Raw genomic sequence first — 23,073 nt, 5'->3', positions numbered from 1 at the left:
ACTAAAAATCTAGTTGATCTTGTTATTCCTCAGTCTTTTTAGATAGCATTGAACTTCATCATTAATCTGATTGCTAAACAGTATAAGTGCTGTCATATTGATGAGTGCTAAACAAGAGAATAAAGCCCCACCAATATTAGCAATAGCCATTATATCTTTAGACAAACCTGACAAAAATGCAACTACCACCACCGCTATACGATATATTACTACACTTTTTACACCAAACAAATACAGCCATCCCATTTCACAACAATATACAAATGAAATTACTGAGGAAAACGCAAACAAAGGCGCAGCGATGGTTAAAAGTATAGGAAACCAAGAAGAAACTGTTTCAAATGCTTTTTGGGTGATCAATATTCCCTCGCCAATGCCAGTCTGGTATGCGCCTGTTATTACTATTGTTATTCCTGTCAAACAACAAATTAACATTGTATCGAAGCATGGTTCTATCATAGCAACTAGACCAGTCCTAACCGGCTCCTCATCTTTAGCTACAGCGTGAGTAATTGCAGCAGAACCAACACCTGCTTCACTGGCAAAAATTGCCCTTTGAATCCCAGCGACAAATGCTCCTACTACTCCACCACCAACAGCATTGAAGTCTATCATACTGGAAAACAATATTTTTAATGTATTGCTAAAATTGTGAATATTGAATGCAATAATCGTGAAACAACTCAAAATATATATGAGTGACATAATAGGCACCAGCGCAGAAGAGACTTTAGCTATTCTCCTGATTCCACCGATAATCACCAGAGCAAGTAACGTAGAAATTATGGAAGAGAGAAACCAAGGATGACCATCTATCCAATTTGAATAACCAGATAATATTGAAACCATTTGGTTAGTTTGAAACGCTACACTTCCACCAAGACCTGATAATACAAAAACCGCTGCATATATTGCAGCCAGTACGATACCAAGTTTTTTAAATCCAAATTCCTCTAGCCCATTTCTTATATATTGAAAAGGACCACTAAATAACTGCTCTTGACCTTCTGTTCTGTGTCTGAATGCTAAAGTTACTTCAGCAAACTTTGCAGACATACCAAAAAAGCCTGTGATCATCATCCAAGGTACCGCTCCTGGCCCTCCCATTGAAATTGCAATTGCAACACCAGCAACAGTTCCAAGACCTACTGTGCTTGATAGCGCGGTTACAAATGCCTGAAAATGCGTAATGTGACCATCATGATGATCTGTGTCATATTTTCCACATAAAATAGCGAACGCATGCTTAAACATCCTTATGTTGAGAAATCTAAAACGTAGTGTTAGAAATATATAACCAAAGGCCAATAAAAGAATTATAAATGGTACGTGAAAGATCTTGAAAAACAACACTTCATTCATGAAGTTGCTTACTCCATTTAATGCAGTGTCATAACTTTTATGAAAAACTGAAGCAGCGTATACATCGTTAAACGATAGGCAAAATAACATCATGCAAAGCAATCTATAAATCATGTTTAATACCTTTTGTAATAAGAATCTATTGTATTTAAGACTTCCCTTCTCAGTAGATATATTGCAACAGCATTTGGAATCATAAGGCACATAAACAGGCTATCGCCTAAATAAGATATAAATTCTATATTTTTTGACATACAACTGATATACACTGAACCCACTATAAGAATTTGGAACAATATCAGTACTTTTTTGTTACCAAATAAGTACAACAGGGCAACTTCACAGTAGTAATAGTAAGCTATTATTGTGGAAAATGCAAAGGAAAACATTATCAGCGGAAGAGCTAGCTTGCTCAATAAAGGCAAGGCTGTTGAAAATGCTGAGCTAACTAACGTAATATCACCTACGGTATTAGTGATATGCATATCGGTGATAATTATCACAATACCAGTCAAAAATGAGACTAATATTGTGTCTACAAATGGTGCAATCATTGCAACACTTCCAACTTTAACTGGGTCTTTCTCTTTTACAATCGAATGTGCTATAGCTGCTGTTCCAGTACCTGCTTCATTAGCAAACACTGACCTTCTTACCCCTGCTATTAATCCACTCAATACTCCACCTCCTATAGCTGATTTGTTAAAGATATCTTGAAATATTATAGATAGAGCATTCAGTAGATTATTTCCGTTTACACAGATTAAATATATACACATGCCTATATATAACATTATCATGATTACACTACCGACAATGTTGCAAAAAACATAAAAATAAAACTAGAGAAAACCATTTCTCGAAAACTTCTGTGTCCAGAACCAAGAGTCCGATTTACTTATAGCGCTAATAATCAATTAACCATCGGCTTTAAGGAATGATATGAACATATTATTTCAAGGAAAAGTCATGAGAAACAAGAGATTAGCTATCCAAATTAGCTGTAGCTATGAACCTAATCGGTTAGCAGAACAATGCTTATCAGATGCTTATGAAAAGGTAGTGTCAAAGGAAATAAGTCAAAAAAACTTAAAACATAAAAATGGGATTCAAGGAGGGTCAAATGGTAACAGTATGTTTATATGCGAGAGTTTCTTCGGGGAAACAAGTAGAAGGAAATACGATAGAAAGTCAAATTGCAGCTTTAGAGAAGCAAATTAATCTGGACGGATACAGATTGTTAAGTGAGTATAAATTTATTGATAACGGCTACAGTGGATCTCATTTAGTCCGCCCTGATTTAGAAAAATTACGTGATAAAGTAACAGAAGGTAAAATTGATAAGATTTACATTCATTCTCCTGATCGTTTATCTAGAAAATATGCATATCAAATGGTGCTGATTGAAGAATTTGAAAAAGCAGGAGCAAAAGTGGTTTTTTTAAATTATGAGATTAACGGTAACCCAGAATCTCAATTACTGTTACAAATGCAAGGTATGATAGCAGAATATGAACGTGCGAAAATTATGGAACGAAGTCGTCGTGGTAAAATCTATGCAGCTAACAAAGGCTATGTAAATGTAATGGGAGGAGCTCCTTATGGTTATCGTTATATAGATAAGCATATGGGAGGAGGACAAGCTTTATTTGAGATTAACGAAAAAGAAGCTGATGTCGTTCGTAAAGTATTTTTGTGGATAGGCAGAGAAAGAACAAGTATTGGGGAAGTATGTCGTCGGCTAAATACTATGTCCATTAAGACACAAAAAGGAAAAGAACGCTGGAATAAAGGTACAATTTGGAGTATGTTGAAAAACCCTGCTTACAAAGGACAAGCAGCTTTTGGTAGAAGAAGGTTAGGAGTAAGATTAAAGCAAGTAAGACCACAGAAAGGCTCTTGTGAGCAGCCAAAAAGTAACCACTCTGTCTATCCTGTTGAAAAAGCAAATTGGATTTATATTAAAGTGCCAAATATAGTAGATGAAGATATATTTGATATTGTTCAAGAACAATTAGCTGAAAATAGAAAAGTAGCAAGGACAAGAAAAAGAGGAGCAAAGTACTTACTACAAGGTTTAGTCATATGTAAGCGTTGTAATTACGGATGTTACGGAACTTGCATGAGAAGTAGACGAGAAGAAGAAGGTGGTCATTATGCATATTACCGTTGTAGTGGTAAAGATTCTTACCGTTTTGGTGGTAATAAGATTTGTGACAATAAACCCATTCGCTCAGATGCATTAGAAACAGCTGTGTGGGAAGAGGTTAAGCAGTTATTGAAAAATCCAAACAGGATTTTAGAAGAATACAAGCGTAGGCTTTCAGAACTAAAAAAATCATCATTGGATCAAAAAAGTGACCTGCTAGAGAAACAAGAAAATAAATTAAAACGTGGTATTGCTAGACTTATCGATAGTTATGCTCAAGAATATATCAATCAAGAGGAATTTGAACCACGAATTAAAGCAATGAAACAAAGCTTAAAAACAATTAAAGAAGAGAAGAAAAAGATATTTTATCAAAAGGAATTAGAACAGGAGGTAACTCTGGTTGTGGCCAATTTAGAAGACTTTTCTTCCAATATTACGTTAAACCTTGATAACGCAGACTGGTTAACTAAACGTGATATTATCAGAACATTGGTCAAGAGAATTGAAATTAACCTTGAGGACGTAAATGTGGTATTTCGCGTAAAAGAGCTACCGAACTCTTCTGGACATAATGGAAAGGAAAATAAAAATTTGCAACATTGTCGTAGGTGTATTCGGCCCTAAACCTGTTGCAACTAAAGCAATTCGCTTTATTCCTCCCAGTATTACAATTAATACAAATAGCGAGATAATAACAGATGTGTTGTATTCAAATAAGTTACTTGACAACGCTGCAATTTGATTTGCCTGAAATGGTATGCCGCCTAGAATCATTGCAACAAGCAGCATAACTGCGTAGATAAATGCAAGGAATTTGCCAGTCTTCATAAATCCAATCTTTGCAAGTCCATGTTCCATATAATAAAAAGCCCCACCAGTTGTGTTTTCAGAGCGATGAGTAAATGCAAGCACTACTTCAGCAAATTTTATTGACATGCCAAGTACTCCGGTAATTATCATCCAAAAAACTGCACTTGGCCCCCCTATTGTAATAGCTATTGCAACTCCTGATATTGTTCCAAGACCAACTGTTCCTGAAATTACCGTTGCAAATGCCTGAATGTGGGTGATTATGCCGTTATTATTATGGCTCTCTAGGTTGAATAGTGTTTGTATCCCATATTTGAACAACCTAAAGTTAATGAATTTGAATCGAATCGTACAAAAAACCCCAGTTGCAATTACCCAAATAATTATAAATGGTATGTTGAATATCTTTATATATAAAAAAGAGTTTAATAGATCAGTTGCTTTTACAATCATGCTGCTCACTACTTTTATATAGCTAATGAGTTTTATATGTGTAGTATATATAAAGTCCAGTGCTTATTGGAATAGTAAGTATATACAATGCGCCTAAAATTGGTAGTGTTATCCAGGGCTTGCTTATAAACAGTATGATCAATATTCCAAAAAACGACACAAATATATAGGATAGGCTTCTAGGAACATAAATGTACTTTGCAGAGAAAGTTGGAATATGACTTATCGAAAAAAATGAAATGGCCAAAAAGTAACAAGCTGTATTCTTTACGTTAAAAAATTGCTCTATAAGAAGTAAGTATTCACTCTCATGAGATTGAAAGGTAATAATTATTGGTAACAGAGCAAGTAAAGCGCATACAGGAGCTGGAACGCCGGAAAAGAAAAATTTTTTCCAGTATAATTGTTCTGAATGTAACGAAACATTGAATCTGGCAAGTCTTATTGATATGCAGATTACATATATCATTACTAAAATCCATCCTACAACTTTAATTTCATTTAACTTCCAAAAATATAAAAGAAAAGCAGGTGCTGAACCAAAATTTAGAAAATCTGCAAAAGAATCGAGTTGTGCTCCAAAATCGCTAGTTGATTTTAAAATTCTGGCTATTCTGCCATCCATTCCATCTATTATTGCTGCAATGATAATAAAAATTGCTGAAAATTCCCATTGTTCATTAAATGTGAATTTAAGTGAAGTAAGGCCAGCACATAAACCCAGTAAAGTTATAAAATTCGGAAATAACTTGGTAATAGGTAAGGATTTACCGTTACTTTCATCGTTATTCATACAATGTCAAAGGTAAGCTTCTCTTGTTTATTTAAATCTGCTATAACTGTCTCACCACCAATAACAGTTTGGCCTTCTGAGACTCTTACCTCTATTCCAGCAGGGATATAAATATTTACTCTGCTACCAAATCTTATAATTCCAAATCTTTCACCTGCTTTTACGCTCTGAGATGTCCTCAAATTACAAACAATGCGGCGTGCAATAAATCCAGCTATTTGTTCCACAATGATTTCTTTTCCCTTTTCATATTCAATCACAATAATCTGCTTTTCATTTTCATTACTGGACCTATTACTCATTGCAGAAACAAACTTGCCTTTCTTGTAGCTCATTTCCTTTATCGTACCAGATATTGGTATACGATTCACATGGACATTCAAAACGCTTAGAAATATGCTAACAAGCGTAAACTTCTTTTCTTCTTCATTCTCTTCTGATAAAGAGTAACTAACTTCTTCTATCTTTGAAATTACACCATCAGCAGGACTTAATATAAAGTCCTTATTGTTTGGTACAGCTCTTGCTGGATCACGAAAAAAATAGGTACATAATAACGTTGGAAATAAGCAAGTAATTCCAGCTCCCCAAGATATAGAGAATGCTATACATGTTACGATAAAGGAAACAACTATAAATAAATAACCTTCTCTGTTTATGTTAGGTAAACCAAAGCACATAATTTATTCTCGATAATTCATTATTAACAATTTATCATTTATAATTTCTCATGAAAAGCTTTTTTTCACTTCTTCACTTTTGGAATGGTTATATAAACATTTGCTTATATAACCATTGATAGAGATTAATTTTTAATGAAAATTTAATTTCTTAGCTATTGTTAATATTATTTTAATAAAAACTTAATAATAATTCTTAATAATATATGAATTGTTGTGTTCTTAATTTCGTATGACAGGGGAAATAGAAAAAGATGAATCTCCTTCCTTATACTCTGCAATTCGGATGGGTGATATTGAAGCTACAGAGCTGCTAATAAAGTTTGGTGCAAATGTCAATGATAATTATGAACGTAATCGTACACCACTACATATTGCTATCGGGTATAAGCAGTTTGAAATAGCGAAATTGCTGATAAATAACGGAGCAAACGTTAACGCAAAAACTGGAAATCATGGCAAAGATGACTTAACACCAATGCACCTTGCAATTTTTGCAAACACGCCAGAGTTTATAGAATTGCTAGCTAGCAATGGTGCGTCAATTGATGAAAGAGAAAGCACTGAAGGACATACACCTTTTCACCTTGCTACTTTATATGGAAATAAAAGTGTAATACAAGCCTTAGTTGACAAGGGACAGAATATTGAAGATATTGATAATAATGGGCGTACAGCTTTATTTTTAGCTATTAGGCAATGCACTGAAGCAAAGGATGATAGCAGAGTAGAAGTTATCGAGTATTTGATAAATAAACTCAAAGCAGACATAACGAAAAAAGATAATAATAACAACACAATACTTTTTCCTGCTGCTAATAATTGTCCTGGAAAAGTAGTGGAACTCATCATTAAACAATATATAGAAAGCTTTGGTAGAGATCGGTTGAAGAATTTTATCAATCACAAAAATAAAGCTGGAATGGATGCCTTGGATATTGCACTCAATAGTGGGAATGAAAAGGCCATTGAAGTACTTAGCTCATATGGAGCAGATATCGAGAATAAAGTAACTCCCAAGATTACTGTAGAAAAACCAAATAGTACCTTAGATGGAGCGGAAAGTATAGAAGTGGTATCCCCAATCAAACAAAAATAAAAGCAGCTCTAAATTCCTTGCTTTATTTACATTCTTTCTATAGTATGATATGTTAATGTTAGAATAGGGTATGTTTGCAGGTCAAAATAATAATCAACAGCAAAATAGAAATAGAGCACAGGCTTTAATAGAAAGAGTGCAAAATGCTTACAACAACACTAATAAAATTAAAAGATTCATTAATATAGTTTTATTAGTAAGTATGATTCCTTCATTTTTTCTTCTTGTACAGCTCTCTTTGTATTTATCATTAGTAAATTATTTTTTCAAACCAAGGGAAAATGAAAAAAGATTATCAGCGTGGCCAAAAAATGTTATTAGAATAACATTAAGCATTTTTTTAATTATACACATTATTAATTCCTGTGTGCTTTTGGTACTGCCTATATTGTGCTTATGTTTGCTAAACAAATCACTCATTGAAGAAATACAGCAGTTTAACGATTTAATACAACAAATTCCAGAGGAAGAAAGGCCTATTTTCTTTCAAGATTTAGCAGCCATTCCTTTTATGGCACAAACTACTCATGACCCAAGTGCAGTTGCTAGTATAAACTTGAGTGTTGATAGACTCATAGAAAAGTATAAAGAGAATTTAAGCAAAGATGAATTCTATGTACAGCTAAATAGAGGCAACACAACCGACATTGAAGAGTACATCAAACAATCAAATGAATTTACAGAAGGCGATAAATCTCATGCACTTGAATGCTTAAGATTTATCAATAGAACAGGAGATAATTTTAAAGACAATCATAGTAAGTTAACATTAAAGCAAGCAGCTATTTTATGTTGGAAAGCCTGCAATGATAGAAATACAGGAACAGAGAATCAAAGAATTCCTTTGAGTGATGCAGGCATAAAAAATAGAAAGGATATGTTTGTAAAAGGTCTTGTAGACGCTGCAACAACTTATGGTAATCAAGGTCAAAGTTGTGCAGGTGGAACATACAATAAATTATTTGAGTCTTTATCTGGCTTACATCCATCAGTGGTTATTACACTCGATGGAGAAGAGGCTAGAGAAATGATAAAAGAAACGATCACACAAAAATTCCCTGAAATGGCCAGAGCCAATTTCACCAATTTCTCTGGAACAGAACAAGAAAGGATCCGTAGCGAGTTACCAGAGTTATCATCTGAAACAGTAAGGTATATTATGACTACGCATTCAGCTCTTGAGAGAAGGTGTCAAGAGTTCAGCAATAGATTAAACAATGATAAAAAGAATGAAATATTAGAAGAGTGTATGAGCAACTTATCCTGTGTTGAGCTAGAAAGTCCAATTGAAAGGAGAAGGTAAATTGTATTTGATTGTCGCCATTTATTTTAAAATATGAAGCAGAGTTTTGTATGATTATTTGAACTTAAGTTTATGTATTGAAATAACATGTAAAACCACTTCGTGTAGGTGATATGTTATGTTTTATCTACATGTCAAGGATCCTTCTCTCAACTTAAAGATGTTGCTAATCAGCACATACAAATGTAATATTAATTAATATTTATAAATAAAGCAATTCCATGGAAAGTAACTACAACGCCGACGCAATAAAAATCCTAAGAGGTCTTGATGCTGTAAGAAAGCGTCCAGGTATGTATATTGGTGACACTGATGATGGATCAGGCTTGCACCATATGGTGTATGAGGTTGTTGATAATGCGATAGATGAGTCTTTAGCTGGTTATTGTAGTAAGATTGAAGTTAGCATAAATGAAGATGGTTCAGTTTCTGTAACCGACAACGGTCGTGGCATTCCAACAGACATTCATCCAGAGGAAGGAATATCGGCAGCAGAAGTAATAATGACCCAATTGCATGCAGGAGGTAAATTTGACAGCAATACCTATAAGGTTTCCGGAGGATTACATGGTGTTGGAATTTCAGTTGTGAATGCATTATCAAGTTGGCTGGAATTAACCATCTGGCGCAATAAAAAAGAACATTTTATGCGCTTTGAAGATGGTGAGTCTATTGAATCTTTAAAGATAATTAATGAAAACACAAATAAAAGAGGAACTAGAGTAACGTTTATGCCATCAACGGGGACTTTTAGTAGTATTGATTTTAGTTACTCCACTCTTGAGAGTCGCATCAGAGAATTGGCATTTTTAAACTCAAATATTGAGATAATTTTGCGTGATCTCCGTAATAAACCACATGTAGAGTCTCATTTTAACGATAGTAAAGAGTCTGAAGATAATTTTGGTACAGCTAATTTTGTACGGTACTTAGACAAGAATAAGACACATGTTACTAAAATTGCCAGCATTAGAGATAATGTAAAAGATCTAGGTACCAGTGTAGAAATATCAATGGAGTGGAATGATTCCTACTATGAGAATATGCTATGCTTCACAAATAATATAAGACAACGGGATGGTGGTACGCATTTGGCAGGGTTTAGATCTGCACTAACCAGATGTATCAATAACTATGCAAACAATGAAGGTTTTTTGAAGAAGGCAAAAGTGAATTTGACTGGAGAAGATGTTAGAGAAGGCTTAACTTGTGTTTTATCTCTCAAGATGCCTGATCCTAAATTTTCTTCACAGACAAAAGATAAATTGGTCAGTTCTGAAGCGCGGGCAGTTGTAGAGAGCATAGTTTTTGACAAGTTGAGTACAATACTTGAAACTGACCCCAAGTTAGCAGCAAGTATAGTAGAAAGAGCGATTAGGTCAGCAAAAGGAAGAGAAGCCGCAAGAAAAGCACGAGAGTTAGTTAAAAATAAAAACAATATTAATATTGCAACTCTACCTGGAAAGCTTGCCGATTGTCAGGAAAAAGTTCCTGAGTTATCGGAATTGTTTATAGTAGAGGGTAATTCCGCAGGTGGTACTGCAAAGCAGGGACGTAATCGTAAAACACAGGCGGTACTTGCTTTAAGAGGGAAAATTCTAAACGTAGAACGTGCAGGGCTGGATCGTATTTTTTCATCTGCAGAAATTGGCTCTCTGATCACGGCAATTGGAGCTGGAATAGGGAGTGAGCACTTCGATATTGAAAAAACTAGGTATCATAAAATTATCATTATGACAGACGCAGACGTTGATGGCTCGCATATAAGAACTTTGATTCTAACTTTCTTTTTTAGATATATGCGTGAAGTAATTGAGAAAGGATATTTATACATAGCGCAGCCACCGCTCTATAAAGTTACAAAAAATGCTAAAGATACTTATATCAAAGATGATGAAACTTTTGAAGAGTATATAGTAAATTCAGCGATTAAAAGATTAACATTAAATGGTGTAGGCAAAGATTTGCGTTTCGTTTTGAATAAGTGCCTCAGTATTTCAAACATTAGCAAAAATTATGATAGGGAAATACCAAAAGATCTCTTAGAATCATTGCTAATTTTAAGCAAAAAGAATGCTCTATTGTCTGCTGATGAGATATTAAAATATTTAAAATTGATGTATAGTGAATATAATTGGGAAGTAGAAGTAAAAGATGAGGAAATTCACATTGCTAAATTGTTTCAAGGGTTAGCAGACAAATATGTATTCTCGCTTAGTATGCTTGAAAGCAAAGAAATACGGAATATATTGAGTTCTCTTGATAACATAATTGACTTATTTAATGGTGATTCATTTTTACAGTTGCAAGAAACTGAAATAAAAATAAAGTCTCCAAGTGCACTCGCAAAAATAGTGATGGATTATGGTAAAAAAGGTTTAACTCTGCAGAGATTTAAAGGCCTTGGTGAAATGAATGCTGATCAGCTTTGGGAAACTACACTCAATCCAGAAACTAGAACTCTGTTAAAAGTTGAAATAAAAGATTGTGAAGAAGCAGATAGTATATTTTCGGTGTTAATGGGTGATATAGTTGAACCACGTCGTGACTTTATAAATAACAATGCACTTAACGTACATGATGTTGATATTTGATTTTAGAAACGCTAAACCCTTATGGCTTAGCATTGTGTGCTAACCCGGCTATTTAAAACATACTACTAACCAATCCATTTCAGAAATCTGAATTGATCTCGGTTGTATTCCCATTTTCGATCATAAATATATAGATTTTCTTCCCTATTGTTGTTATAATTAATGCCTCGCTAAATTGAATATTAATGGATGAATGAATTAAGAAAGCTAAGTATTACAGAGATGCATGATGGACTTAGGAGGAGGAGTTTTTCTGCTGTTGAGCTTGTAGAAACGCATATTAATGCAGTTGAAAATGAGCAACTAAATGCATTTATAACAAAAACTCCAGAAATCGCAATAAAAGCCGCTAAAATAGCAGATGAACATTTCTTAAAACAAAAAGATGATATTCCACCACTTATGGGCATACCAGTTGGTGTTAAAGATTTATTCTGTACAAAAGGAATAAAAACAACAGCATGTTCAAAAATGCTGGAAAATTTCATCCCGACTTATGAATCTACGGTATCTAATTTGCTTTTAAAAAGTGGAGCAGCCGTGCTTGGTAAGCTTAATATGGATGAATTTGCTATGGGTTCTGCGAACACAAATAGCTATTTTGGTCCTGTTGAAAATGTGTGGATTAGAAAAAGTGATGGAGCAAAAGTTGTTCCTGGTGGATCTTCCGGTGGATCTGCAGCATCAGTTGCTGGGTTTTTATGTGCTGGAGCATTAGGAAGCGATACTGGTGGGTCTGTACGTCAACCAGCAGCTTATTGCGGAGTAGTGGGAATAAAGCCAACTTATGGAAGGTGTTCACGTTTTGGTATGATTGCATTTGCGAGCTCTCTTGATCAAGCAGGAGTAATTACTCGTTCCGTTTCTGATTCAGCGTTAATGCTTGAAATAATTTGTGGCTATGATGAAAAAGATTCAACATCGAGCGAAAGACCAGTGCCTAAATTCTCTAATCTTATAAATGGTGATATCAAGGGTAAGCGCATTGGTATACCAAAAGAATATAGAATGGATGGAATTTCAGAAGAAATCGTTCATCATTGGGAAAAAGTTTCTTCCAATTTAAAAGAAAATGGTGCTGAAGTTGTTGACATTACTCTGCCTCATACTAAATATGCGATACCGGTTTACTATCTAATTTGTTCTGCTGAAACTTCATCTAACCTTGCTCGCTATGATGGTGTACGTTACGGATTCAGGGTTGATGCTGATACCCTTGAAGAAATGTATTCGCTAACAAGAGCAGAAGGTTTTGGTAAAGAAGTGAAAAGGAGAATTTTAATTGGTGCTTATACGCTTTCTTCAGGTCATTACAATGAGTATTATGAAAAAGCACAGTGCATTAGGGCATTAATCAGAAATGATTTTACAAAAGCGTTTGAAAAAATAGATTACATACTTGTGCCATCTGCTCCAACAGAAGCTTTTGGCTTAAATGAAAAGCCAGACCCGCTAATTATGTGCATCAATGATGTGTTTACCGTGCCGGCAAGCTTAGCGGGGTTACCTGCTATTTCTGTTCCTGTTGGACTTTCCAATGAAGGCTTACCACTTGCTTTGCAAGTAATTGGAAATTATTACGATGAAGCTGGAATATTAAATATTGCAAGTGTGATAGAGCAAAATTGTGGCAGAATAGTTAATTCCCTTACGTAATATGTTTTCTTATAGTAACTATAGCATTATGATTATTTTAGCTATAGGACTTGATTTTTATAGCTAAATAAAAGACCATCAAAGGCACATATAAATATCTACAATGAAAGAAAAAACTTTCACAATCATTGATGGTTATGGTTTTCTTTTCAGAGCTTATTACGTTTTGCATCATTTGACTACCACAGCTGGTATTCCAGTAGGTGCTGTGTACGGTTTTCTTAATATGGTTCTGAAGTATATTTCCCATTCGGACTACTTAACTATAGCACTTGATTCTGGCAAAAAAAATTTCAGGCACAGTTTATATTCTGAGTATAAAGCAAACAGAGTAACGCCTCCTGAGGATCTAATTCCACAATTTACAATACTGAGAGAAGCGGTAGAAGCTTTTAACTTCAGCTATGAAGAGATTGAAGGCTATGAAGCAGATGACATAATTGCAACACTAGCTGCAAAATATGCCAACCACGAAGGCTTCAAAGTAGTAATAGTCTCATCAGATAAAGACTTGTTTCAACTTTTGAATTACAATATTTTAATATTTGATCCTATTAAAAATATATACATAGATGAAAAAAAAGTAATAGAAAAATTTGGTGTAAATTCAAACAAGCTTCTTGATTTATTTTCTCTTACTGGTGATGCATCTGACAACATTCCAGGCGTACCAGGAATAGGGCCAAAGACTGCAGCTAAATTACTAGATGAATTTGATTCATTGGATAACATTATAGAAAACATCAATAACATTGAGCAAACAAGAGTTTGTAATATTCTTACTGAGCATAAGGAAAAAGCACTAATTTCAAGAGAACTTTTGTCACTATGCAAAAAAGTAGATCTTCAACATGATGTTGTAAAATATGAAGTCCATCCTCCAAATATGGAAAAATTGTTATCCTTTTTGAAGAAATATGAATTTAATTCATTGATAGGAAAAGTAGAAAAGCTTTTTTCTTATAGTGGATCTAGCACAAAAGAGAAAACAGAATATAGCGGTGAAGAATTAGAAAAATTTTTGGAGCATTGCAGATATGAAGGCAAAATTGCAATTCATTGCCACTTTGAAAACAACGCGTTAAACAAAATCTCCTTATCTTGCAGTGAAGATAATATTTTCTACATAGATCAAAACTGTCTACAAGATGCACTCACTATAATAAATTCAACTTTATTTTCAAATGGGGTGCTTAAAATAATACATGATATTAGAAAGATCAGAGAGACATTTCCTGCAATAGAGAAAGTGCTAGATTCAATTGATGACTTAATGATCATGTCATACAGTCTTGATACAGGGAAGCATGATCACAGCATTCCAAACATAATTGCACACAATTTAAGTAAAAATGTAGAAACTTTCTCGGCAAAAATTTTAATAGCGATCCATGAGAAACTGACACAAAGATTGTTTCAGGAAAAACTTTTTACGATTTACGAACGCTTCGACAGGCCTCTCATGAAAGTAGTATTTGATATGGAGAAAAATGGAATACTGATTAATATTCAAAAACTACAGGAACTGTCTGATAAGTTTGAGCAGCTAATTGCTGTACTTGAAAACGATATACATAATTTAGCAGGAGAAAAATTCAACATTGCATCGCCAAAACAATTAAGTGATGTTTTGTTTAATAAAATGGAGCTAAGTAAAAAGAAAAAGTCAAAGTCTGGGTCTTATAGCACAAACTCTGAAGTTCTAGAGGCACTTGAAGAGGAGGGGACAGAAATCGCAGGTAAAATTTTAAGTTGGCGACATTCAAGTAAATTAAAGGGTACCTATACTGACGCGTTAATAAAACAGGTTGATCCGCTTGATGGTAGGATACATACAAGCTTTTCAATCACTGTGACTGCAACTGGAAGGCTGAGCTCTAGCAATCCTAATTTACAAAATATTCCTATCAGAAGCGAAGAAGGTAGTCTTATCAGGCAAGCGTTTATTGTGCCAAAAGGGTGCAAGATAATCTCTGCCGACTATTCGCAAATAGAATTAAGACTCCTGGCACATGTGGCAGATGTTGCGGCATTTAAAGAAGCTTTTGCAAATAGGGAAGATATTCATGATATTACTGCAAGACAAGTTTTTGGAGTGCAAGAAATAGATGAGCAATTAAGACGCAAAGCAAAAACCATTAATTTTGGCATTATATATGGCATTAGTCCATTTGGCCTTGCAAAGCGACTTGGAATTACCTTTCAAGAGGCTGCTGAATACATTAATTATTATTTTTCTTGTTACCCAGAAATAAAGGTCTATATGGAAAAAGCAGTATCTATCGCGAGAAATCATGGTTATGTAGAAACTTTGTTTGGTAGAAGATGTTTTGTAAGAGACATAAACAATAAAATTCCTTATCTAAGACAATTTGCAGAAAGGGCAGCAATAAATGCACCGCTGCAAGGAACCGCCGCTGATATAATAAAACGTGCAATGATTCAGCTTTTTGATCAATTGAAAACAGGTAAAATAATCCTCCAAGTCCACGATGAGCTACTGGTTGAAGTAGAGGACGACAAGGTACAAGAAACAGCAAAACTTATGAAAGACGTAATGGAAAATGCGATAGAAATCTCTATACCACTTGAAGTAGAAATAAAAATTAGCGACAACTGGGGCTTTTCTTAATTATGTTGCACACTCTAAGAACATATCTTGAAAGGACCTAAGTAGTATCTGTTCAGATGCATGGCTAATGTGTAAATATTGAAGTAAAAATAATGTCATCCCAGTGCTTGACACTGGTGCTCACAAGCAACCTAATCATAGATATTAAAAGCAACGCTTTCAATGAGACTACAAAAGGCTGGATTCCAGTGGGCTTTGTTGCACAGCTCTTCGGATAGTGGGTAATGTATAATAAATTCATGAAGCTATATCAAACTTAGCCATGCCTATTTCAGTAAATTTGTTAAGCAAATAACACTTGAGTAGCAGTTCCTTCTCACGATTAATCTCAGATTTATTCCTAAAACTAAATCCAAATATTTGCTTCAGTCGCGAGAAAAAACTTTCTATATAAGATCTCTTCCAATAATTTATCTCTTTTTTCCACCTCTTCATACCATCTTCATCATATGACTTTATGAGCTTGATTGTAGAATTTCTCTCATTCATATAATCCAACTTTGGATGCTCTACTGCATTATTTTGCGGAGGAATCCTTGTCTTTATGTCAAGCTCATCGCACAGTTTGTATAACTTCTTTCGATCTATCTGCATATATCGTGCTTATGTTATACTTGGTATCCACTCTTTCAATAAGATCACAGGCTCCATAGTGGTCGGAATAAACTCCACTACTGTATTTTGCAGCTATAACTTTTTTACTACCTATCTCTAGCATTACATCTTGTTTGCTCATAGCGGCGATACTTTCTATCTGTACCATTTGCCTTACTATGGCCTGGAATATTATTGTAGATGCTGATACCTGTACTATCTATAGCAATTTCAATATCTTCCATATCGTTCTTATCAACTCTGCAGTCGTTGATTTTGATATTAAGCTTTTTAAACCTTCTTGAAGCCTGCGAATAGCTGATAATTTGCAAAATTTTCCCTATTTGCTCAAGATATTTCTCTATAAATCCCACTGTTTGCCTAAGACCAATCCTGAATAGATAGGTTATTATGTGAATTAGAATCACTACTTTGTCGCTGTAGACATTGTTGCCACCTGCTACTTTTGGACTATTTTCGTACCAATTTTCAATGGCATCGTTGATATAATGAAAAACATTTCCCCTTTCTTGAAGAAATTTGTTATATTCATTGCAGTTACTGACTTTCATTCTTATTGGCATATTTTTCCTTTGTCGGCTAAATATCTATTTTATAACAAATTCCATCAGTAACTGCCTGTTCTTTCCTTGAGTGGTGCAATAAAGCCATTCCAGTGTCAGCTACTTGAATGACATCTTTAATCTCCGTATAGCTATGCGTCACGCGCTGGCCTGAAGCTTTAACTATAAATATTAAAAAATTTACCAAGCTAGAAAAAGGCAAAAGAATCCCCTAGTAACCCCAACTATGGATTAGCCAGCAAAGAAAGGCATAGAAATAGAGGGCTTTTTCGACTGCATGGAATAGGAAATCAGAACAGAAAAAACATGAATTAGGAAATTTGTTGGCGATCTGTGTCTTGTGTGCTCAATCTCAAATTTGTTTTTCAAGGAGTCGAAAACAGTCTCAACAATCGATCTTTTCCTTAGTAAAATCTTCTCTTTAAGTGAAATGAGTACGTTTTTCATACCTTTTTTTACTTTAGTGACGAGTTTTAGGCCTCTATCAAAGAGTTTCTCAAAGAGCTCTTTCTTTATATAGCCCTTATCTCCAAACAAAAGTCCGGTCAGTCTTTTAGTGAGAGTTGGCACAGGTTTTCTGTCATCAACGTTACCTTTGGTTAGAGTAAGTGCTTGAATTTCTCCAATTTCATTAATTACCAAGTGCAATTTAAAGCCAAAAAACCAACCATATGTGCTCTTACTAATTTCTGCCAAACCATCAAAAACTTTGTTCTTGGAGATTCTTTTTTTGTGGCAAACAGCGATTGTAGAAGTGTCTATGTAGGCAATACCTGTCATTTTTGCTTGTTTGCAGAACCATTGCAAAAGTAATGCTAAATACCATAAAACCCGTGATTTAAGAGCGATAAATCGGTCATATGTTGGCAATTTAGAAAACTCAGATTTATAAAGTGGCAGATAAAGTAGGTAAAAAGCTTTGAAACTTTTGCAAGGGGATTGATGATATAATAGAATTATGGTGAGAATTTCCGAAGTCCGGTATTCTAGTTGGTTTTCTTCCTTTTGATAGGAGCATATTAGCAAAACTATCATCGACTGTGCGACAAAAATCCTCGACGCAACAGTAAAGTTCTGTAATATCTTTCTTCATGGGTAACCTCTTAATTATTGATAAAATACTTGAGCTTACCCTGTTTTCCTTTTCTTAGCTGCACTTTTATCTCTTTATTTAATCCATAGTTGGGGTTAGTAGTGAGTTTTGACCCTATAATAATGTAAATTGGCATTATAATAATGTGCTAACACTTAAAATAAGCGTGTTTTGGCTGAATGTAGAAAAAATAAAAAAGACATGCAGCCGCTATAATTTTATGTAATCTGCCAATATATACCTGAGTTTTTTACTGAATTTTTGTTGTTAAATCTGCAGAGATTAAAAACAAGGATAAATACTCTTATTGATATGGTAAGGAAAGTGGGAAGGTTTGTCAAGTCACTTCGGCCAGCTACCTACTTAGATGTTCCACACTGCTAAGTAGATACCAAATTTTTTGCAACATCAAGTGCAGCATAGGTAAATATTGCACTTGCACCTGCACGTTTAAAACCAATTAAGGACTCATAAATCACTCTGTTATAATCCAACCAGCCATTATTTGCTGCAGCTTTTATCATTGCGTATTCACCGCTTACTTGGTAAGCAAAAATCGGAAAATTGAACTTGTCACTTGCTGTTTTTATTATATCTAAGTATGGCATACCCGGCTTTATCATAATAAAATCTGCACCTTCATTTATATCCATTTCAATTTCGCAGATTGCTTCGCGTGCATTTCGATAATCCATTTGATAACCACTTTTGTCGATGAAATTTGATGATGCGCACGAACCGACAACTTGCCTGAATGGCGCATAGAAGCTAGAACAGTACTTTACTGCATAGGACAATATTGACACATTCTGAAAGTTATTATCATCCAATGTTTTTCTTATTTTTCCTATCCTGCCATCCATCATATCAGAAGGAGCAACTATATCGCATCCTGCTTTTGCTAAAACAAGCGCTTGCTTACACAATATTGACACAGTTTCATCATTTTCCACATCCATCTTGCCGTCTTTTAAAATGCCATCATGACCGTGAGTAGTGTATGGATCTAGTGCAATGTCTGCAATAATGCCAATATCAAGTACCTTCGATTTTACAGCATGAATTGCTTTGCAGATTAAATTATCAGGATTATATGCTTCCTCAGCTTTTTCAGATTTTAGTTTACTATCAACTACAGGAAAAATTGCAACAGCATTAATCCCCGAGTCCTTAGCTTTCTGAACTATAGAAATTAATCCATCTATTGAATAACATTTGATATCAGGTAAGCCAGAAATTGGCTCAATTGTTTCTTCTCCGTCATGAACAAATAAGGGAAAAATCAAATCATTTACTGATAAAGTGATTTCACTTGTTAAATTGCGAATCCACTTGCCTGAGCGCCTGCGTCTTAATCTTATGTTTGGAAAGTTAAACATTGGACCCAGGCAAGTTCCCAGTAAAAAGCAACACTCCTGAAATGAGTATTACCCAAAGCACTGATATCGGTAGAAACACTTTCCAACCAAGACGCATTAGTTGGTCATATCTGTAACGGGGTATTGTTGCCCTGATCCAAATAAATATGAACAATAATAAAACTATCTTCAAAACGAACCAAATCAAACCTGGAATTTTATATAGTAAACTAAGCTCTAGTGGAGGATACCACCCTCCTAGAAAGAATATTGTCATCACAGCGCTTGCTAAAATCATATTTGCATACTCTCCTAGAAAAAAGAGAGCAAAAGGCATTGATGAATATTCGACGTTATACCCAGAGACAAGCTCTGCTTCAGCTTCTGGTAAGTCAAATGGGTGACGGTTAGTTTCTGCAAGCAAAGAAATAAAAAATATTATTCCTATAGGCATCATCAGCAAATCAATCCAAAATGGCATATTATGTTTCGCTACCACCATCTCTGCAAGATTCAACGTACCAGTTGTAATAACAACTGTAGCAACTATTAGACCTATTGAAACTTCATATGAAATCATTTGAGCAGCTGACCTTATAGCGCCAAGAAATGCATAATTAGAATTACTAGACCAGCCTGCAATAATAATGCCATATATTCCCAAAGAGGATATAGCTAGCACATAAAGCACTCCAACATTAATATTTGCTATTACCTTAGGGATTATTACCTGCTGTCCATTTTCTGTAATTATTTCAGCTCCAAATGGTATAACTGCCCAGGAAATTAATGCTAAAATAAAGGTGAGCATTGGAGCCATAATAAACAGTATGGTGTTTGCTCTAAATGGTATTATCGGCTCTTTAATTATCAATTTGATAGCATCTGCAAATGGCTGTAGTAGCCCAAATGGCCCTACTACACTTGGACCATGCCTTAGTTGAATTGCACCAATAACTTTACGCTCAAAGTACACTAAATATGCTACTGAAAGCAAAAGTGGAATAAGAAGAAAAAGAATATCAAATATCAAGTACATGCAACCCTAAATCAAAAAAATAGTTCATAATTGTGGCAATAAAAAATACAGCAAATGCTCTAGACACACAAGACAATGTCCCTATTGAAATCAATAGGACAACACTTTTCTGTACAGCATTTAGCTTAATAGAATAGTAAAATGATATGCATATGAATGACACTAGTGACATCATAATTAAGATCATTGTGAGAGGCAAATAATTCCCTCTTCCCTCGGTAACTATAATAAATGTTATTGCCATCCATACATATCCTTCCGTAAATAGTGCAATAATATCATTGATAAAATCAACTAGCTTATAAACGAACTGTTTTTCTAATGTATTTTGTTCTTTACACAAAAATATAGAGTTTAATTTTCGTTGAAAATATACCAGAGTTATTAGTAATAATGGTGTTAGAATAAATAAAATATTAAGTAGAGTGTTCATAAAAATCCTTAGTACAATCTGCCATTATTTTTGAAGCGCGACTTATTGAGTCTGTCATATAAAAATTACACTTTTTTAGAGTGAAAGAGATATTACTTAATTTTATTTCATCACAGGTAATTGGTACCCATTTGTTTTTCACCACTTGGTCAGCATCTCTAAACTGTGGACCAATAGTGTATAATTTCTTCCTCACATCAAATAAATTATCATATAGTAAGGAAAGGCCCAAATATTGGGATAAATTTTTTATAATCAACCAATCTTCCTTTGCTTCACCAGGAGGAAAAACAGCTAAATTTGTTCTCTGTACTCGCCCTTCAGTATTTACATAAGTTGCATATTTTTCTGTGTATGCAGCTCCAGGTAGAATGACATCTGCTATATGCGCTCCCCTATCACCATGGTGGCCTTGATAAATTACAAATGTACTTTCTAACTTTGATATATCAATTTCATCTGCGCCAAGAAGATAAACTACTTCTATCTCACCACTTTCTGCCTGTTTTAGCATCTGATTAATGTCTTTTCCACCTTTGCTAGGAACGAATCCAATATCGAGTCCACCAACCCTTGCTGCAGCCTTATGCAGTACGTTAAAGCCATTCCAGTCATCTCTGATCATGTTAAATTTTTCTGCAATTTTACCAGCTAGAGCTAAAACTGATTCAGAATCATCTCTTATTAATGCATCTTGACCGATAATTAGCATAGGGTTCTGAGCCGCACTCAGTAACTCGCAGAATTTGTGATTTCCCTCTTCTATTTCTTTTAGAACGTTTGGACCATCACCTAATCTTTCAACATTATATAGATATTCAAGATTAGGACCAATATTTGCAATAGTGAAATTACCTTGTAAATATCTCTTTCTCAATCTTGCGTTAATTATTGGTGCTTCTATTCTTGGATTTGTATTTATAAGCAGACATAAATCTGCATTTTCTATACCCTCAATAGTGGTGTTGAATACATATGACCCACGATTATTTGGTATAAGCTTTGCTCCATCTTGCCTACAGTCTATATTCCCCGAGCCGAGCTTCTGCATCACTTCTTTGAGTAGAAGCATAGACTCACAATCTGCTAAATCACCTGCAATTGCAGCTATTTTATTTGATTTTGTATTTTTTAATTTCTTTGCAGCAACAGTTAGTGCTTCATTCCAATCAACTGGGGCTAATTTACCATCTTTTTTTACATAAGGTTGATCAAGACGCTGAACTTTTAGTCCATCATAGGCAAAACGGGTTTTATCTGATATCCATTCTTCATTTACCTCTTCGCTCAGCCTTGGTAATATTCGCATAACTTCCAGGCCACGATAATCAACTCTAATGCTACTTCCCACAGCATCTAGCACATCTATAGTCTCACAATGTGATAGCTCCCATGGACGCGCTGTAAAGGAGTAAGGCTTTGAAGTTAAAGCCCCTACCGGGCAGAGATCTATAATATTCCCAGATAATTCAGAGCTAATATGCCTTTTTATGTAAGTACTAATCTCTATATTTTCTCCCCTGCCAATTCCTCCAAGTTCATTTGTACCTGCAACATCGGACAAAAATCTAACACATCGAGTACAATGAATGCATCTATTCATTGCAGTTCCAATCAGTGGACCAAAATGTTTTTTTGGCACAGCTCTTTTATGCTCATCAAGTCTGCTTATTCCTTTCCCATAAGCCATTGTTATATCTTGCAAATCGCACTCACCACCTTGATCACAAATTGGACAATCAAGTGGATGATTAATTAGTAAAAATTCGAGCACTCCTTCACGCGCCTTTTTTACCTTGGGAGTATCCGTGTGAATAACCATACCCTCTGCAACTGGCATTGCACAAGAAGCTACTGGTTTTGGAGGGCCACCCTCAACTTCAACCAAACACATTCTGCAGTTACCAGCAATTGCTAAACGCTCATGATAACAAAACCGCGGAACTTCAACGCCCACAACTTCACAAGCTTGAATTATAGTGAGCCCATGCTCTACTTCACATTCCTTAGAATTAATAGTAACTTTAACCACAACTACTATACAGCTTCCCACTTTATAGGATTGCCGCTTACCTCATCTTCAACTAGATTGCCGTTATCGTATTGAGCAGACATATAGTTCATACGTGAATCACGGTCTATATATCTAACCGGCTTTACCGGTTTATCCTTATACATTTTTTGTTCTGCTTTCTTACGCTGAGTAGGGTTATTTTTACTAGCTGTTTTCGCTTTTCCGCCTGCTGCCATATAAACTCCTAAAAACTTCCTATTTTATTCTAACACTTAAGTATATACCGTCAATACCCAATAGCTTTAAAGTTTTAATAGTCCATCATTACAATCATCATTTGAACAAAATACTTTCTCTTGATGCTGCTCAAGTGTGTAACTTTAGAATCCCCAAAAAAGAAAATGTAAGTTACTTTGATGATATC

15 protein-coding genes and 4 pseudogenes are annotated in these 23,073 nt (G+C 34.8%); 6 read left to right on the top strand and 13 right to left on the bottom strand.

Annotated features, from left to right (window positions below; genetic code table 11):
* Nucleotides 1-9: 9 nt before the first annotated feature.
* Nucleotides 10-1,476 carry an alanine/glycine:cation symporter family protein gene (locus CAI20_RS03110; protein WP_007302483.1) on the bottom strand — a complete coding sequence of 489 codons (1,467 nt, stop codon included), beginning with the start codon at nt 1,474-1,476 and terminating at the stop codon, nt 10-12.
* 2 nt (nt 1,477-1,478) lie between these two features.
* Nucleotides 1,479-2,165, bottom strand: a pseudogene (locus tag CAI20_RS03105) (alanine:cation symporter family protein); the annotation flags it as partial.
* 299 nt (nt 2,166-2,464) lie between these two features.
* On the opposite strand from CAI20_RS03105, the gene CAI20_RS03100 reads away from it, so the two are divergent.
* Nucleotides 2,465-4,138, top strand: a complete 1,674-nt coding sequence (locus CAI20_RS03100) for a recombinase family protein (protein WP_149168785.1) — start codon at nt 2,465-2,467, stop codon at nt 4,136-4,138.
* On the opposite strand, the pseudogene CAI20_RS03095 reads toward CAI20_RS03100, so the two are convergent.
* The 3 genes and pseudogenes from CAI20_RS03095 to CAI20_RS03085 all read right to left on the bottom strand — a co-directional run.
* Nucleotides 4,085-4,777: pseudogene (locus tag CAI20_RS03095) on the bottom strand (alanine:cation symporter family protein); the annotation flags it as partial. The gene CAI20_RS03100 and the pseudogene CAI20_RS03095 sit on opposite strands and share 54 nt — an antisense overlap.
* 22 nt (nt 4,778-4,799) lie before the next feature.
* Nucleotides 4,800-5,570, bottom strand: a complete 771-nt coding sequence (locus tag CAI20_RS03090; protein ID WP_019236894.1) for a CDP-alcohol phosphatidyltransferase family protein — start codon at nt 5,568-5,570, stop codon at nt 4,800-4,802.
* Complete coding sequence (locus CAI20_RS03085; protein WP_017532443.1) at nt 5,567-6,250, bottom strand: phosphatidylserine decarboxylase; 684 nt, start codon at nt 6,248-6,250, stop codon at nt 5,567-5,569. Before CAI20_RS03085 ends, CAI20_RS03090 begins: the two co-directional genes overlap by 4 nt.
* Nucleotides 6,251-6,482: 232 nt before the next feature.
* Here CAI20_RS03085 and CAI20_RS03080 point away from each other — a divergent pair, with 232 nt between their 5' ends.
* From CAI20_RS03080 to polA, 5 genes are all read left to right on the top strand, one after another.
* The gene (locus CAI20_RS03080; RefSeq protein ID WP_019236893.1) at nt 6,483-7,349 is read left to right on the top strand and encodes an ankyrin repeat domain-containing protein; all 867 of its coding nucleotides are present in this window, start codon (nt 6,483-6,485) and stop codon (nt 7,347-7,349) included.
* 70 nt (nt 7,350-7,419) lie between these two features.
* Nucleotides 7,420-8,652, top strand: coding sequence for a hypothetical protein (locus CAI20_RS03075; RefSeq protein WP_019236892.1), 1,233 nt, complete (start codon nt 7,420-7,422; stop codon nt 8,650-8,652).
* 221 nt (nt 8,653-8,873) lie between these two features.
* A complete protein-coding gene (gene gyrB, locus CAI20_RS03070; RefSeq protein WP_149168784.1) occupies nt 8,874-11,246 on the top strand; it encodes a DNA topoisomerase (ATP-hydrolyzing) subunit B in 2,373 nt (790 codons plus the stop codon).
* 189 nt (nt 11,247-11,435) lie between these two features.
* Nucleotides 11,436-12,902: an Asp-tRNA(Asn)/Glu-tRNA(Gln) amidotransferase subunit GatA gene (gatA, locus tag CAI20_RS03065; RefSeq protein ID WP_149168783.1), complete on the top strand. Its 1,467-nt coding sequence runs from the start codon at nt 11,436-11,438 to the stop codon at nt 12,900-12,902.
* A 103-nt stretch (nt 12,903-13,005) separates the two neighbouring features.
* Complete coding sequence (polA, locus tag CAI20_RS03060) at nt 13,006-15,534, top strand: DNA polymerase I (protein WP_149168782.1); 2,529 nt, start codon at nt 13,006-13,008, stop codon at nt 15,532-15,534.
* A gap of 237 nt (nt 15,535-15,771) precedes the next feature.
* On the opposite strand, the pseudogene CAI20_RS06890 reads toward polA, so the two are convergent.
* From CAI20_RS06890 to CAI20_RS03010, 8 genes and pseudogenes are all read right to left on the bottom strand, one after another.
* A pseudogene (locus tag CAI20_RS06890) lies at nt 15,772-16,712 on the bottom strand (IS5 family transposase).
* 16 nt (nt 16,713-16,728) lie between these two features.
* On the bottom strand, nt 16,729-16,914 hold the full coding sequence (locus CAI20_RS03040) for a hypothetical protein (protein WP_149168781.1): 186 nt from the start codon (nt 16,912-16,914) through the stop codon (nt 16,729-16,731).
* A 29-nt stretch (nt 16,915-16,943) separates the two neighbouring features.
* Nucleotides 16,944-17,805 (bottom strand): annotated as a pseudogene (locus tag CAI20_RS03035) (IS982 family transposase).
* Between the two features lie 380 nt (nt 17,806-18,185).
* A complete protein-coding gene (hemB, locus tag CAI20_RS03030) occupies nt 18,186-19,184 on the bottom strand; it encodes a porphobilinogen synthase (RefSeq protein ID WP_007302474.1) in 999 nt (332 codons plus the stop codon).
* The gene (gene nuoH, locus CAI20_RS03025; protein ID WP_007302473.1) at nt 19,177-20,202 is read right to left on the bottom strand and encodes an NADH-quinone oxidoreductase subunit NuoH; all 1,026 of its coding nucleotides are present in this window, start codon (nt 20,200-20,202) and stop codon (nt 19,177-19,179) included. The genes hemB and nuoH overlap by 8 nt, the downstream gene beginning before the upstream one ends.
* Nucleotides 20,186-20,635 (bottom strand): hypothetical protein, encoded by a 450-nt coding sequence (locus CAI20_RS03020; RefSeq protein ID WP_012481992.1) that lies wholly within the window; start codon nt 20,633-20,635, stop codon nt 20,186-20,188. Before CAI20_RS03020 ends, nuoH begins: the two co-directional genes overlap by 17 nt.
* The gene (gene nuoG / locus CAI20_RS03015; RefSeq protein ID WP_007302472.1) at nt 20,619-22,667 is read right to left on the bottom strand and encodes an NADH-quinone oxidoreductase subunit NuoG; all 2,049 of its coding nucleotides are present in this window, start codon (nt 22,665-22,667) and stop codon (nt 20,619-20,621) included. Before nuoG ends, CAI20_RS03020 begins: the two co-directional genes overlap by 17 nt.
* Before the next feature lie 5 nt (nt 22,668-22,672).
* Nucleotides 22,673-22,885 (bottom strand): hypothetical protein, encoded by a 213-nt coding sequence (locus CAI20_RS03010; RefSeq protein ID WP_006279675.1) that lies wholly within the window; start codon nt 22,883-22,885, stop codon nt 22,673-22,675.
* Nucleotides 22,886-23,073 lie beyond the last annotated feature (188 nt).

Source organism: Wolbachia endosymbiont of Chrysomya megacephala, from assembly GCF_008245065.1.
In the GTDB taxonomy this organism is placed as follows: Bacteria; Pseudomonadota; Alphaproteobacteria; order Rickettsiales; family Anaplasmataceae; genus Wolbachia.
Note: the sequence above shows the minus strand (reverse complement) of the source record. Positions and strands in the feature narration are given on the sequence as shown.

What these genes read in the sequence shown, in the direction of transcription:
- CAI20_RS03085 (WP_017532443.1), bottom strand. Translation starts at nt 6,250, where the DNA reads ATGTGCTTTGGTTTACCTAACATAAACAGAGAAGGTTATTTATTTATA.
- hemB (WP_007302474.1), bottom strand. Translation starts at nt 19,184, where the DNA reads ATGTTTAACTTTCCAAACATAAGATTAAGACGCAGGCGCTCAGGCAAG.
- CAI20_RS03100 (WP_149168785.1), top strand. Translation starts at nt 2,465, where the DNA reads ATGGGATTCAAGGAGGGTCAAATGGTAACAGTATGTTTATATGCGAGA.
- CAI20_RS03010 (WP_006279675.1), bottom strand. Translation starts at nt 22,885, where the DNA reads ATGGCAGCAGGCGGAAAAGCGAAAACAGCTAGTAAAAATAACCCTACT.
- CAI20_RS03110 (WP_007302483.1), bottom strand. Translation starts at nt 1,476, where the DNA reads ATGATTTATAGATTGCTTTGCATGATGTTATTTTGCCTATCGTTTAAC.
- polA (WP_149168782.1), top strand. Translation starts at nt 13,006, where the DNA reads ATGAAAGAAAAAACTTTCACAATCATTGATGGTTATGGTTTTCTTTTC.
- CAI20_RS03020 (WP_012481992.1), bottom strand. Translation starts at nt 20,635, where the DNA reads ATGAACACTCTACTTAATATTTTATTTATTCTAACACCATTATTACTA.
- gatA (WP_149168783.1), top strand. Translation starts at nt 11,436, where the DNA reads ATGAATGAATTAAGAAAGCTAAGTATTACAGAGATGCATGATGGACTT.
- gyrB (WP_149168784.1), top strand. Translation starts at nt 8,874, where the DNA reads ATGGAAAGTAACTACAACGCCGACGCAATAAAAATCCTAAGAGGTCTT.
- CAI20_RS03090 (WP_019236894.1), bottom strand. Translation starts at nt 5,570, where the DNA reads ATGAATAACGATGAAAGTAACGGTAAATCCTTACCTATTACCAAGTTA.
- nuoH (WP_007302473.1), bottom strand. Translation starts at nt 20,202, where the DNA reads ATGTACTTGATATTTGATATTCTTTTTCTTCTTATTCCACTTTTGCTT.
- CAI20_RS03075 (WP_019236892.1), top strand. Translation starts at nt 7,420, where the DNA reads ATGTTTGCAGGTCAAAATAATAATCAACAGCAAAATAGAAATAGAGCA.
- CAI20_RS03080 (WP_019236893.1), top strand. Translation starts at nt 6,483, where the DNA reads ATGACAGGGGAAATAGAAAAAGATGAATCTCCTTCCTTATACTCTGCA.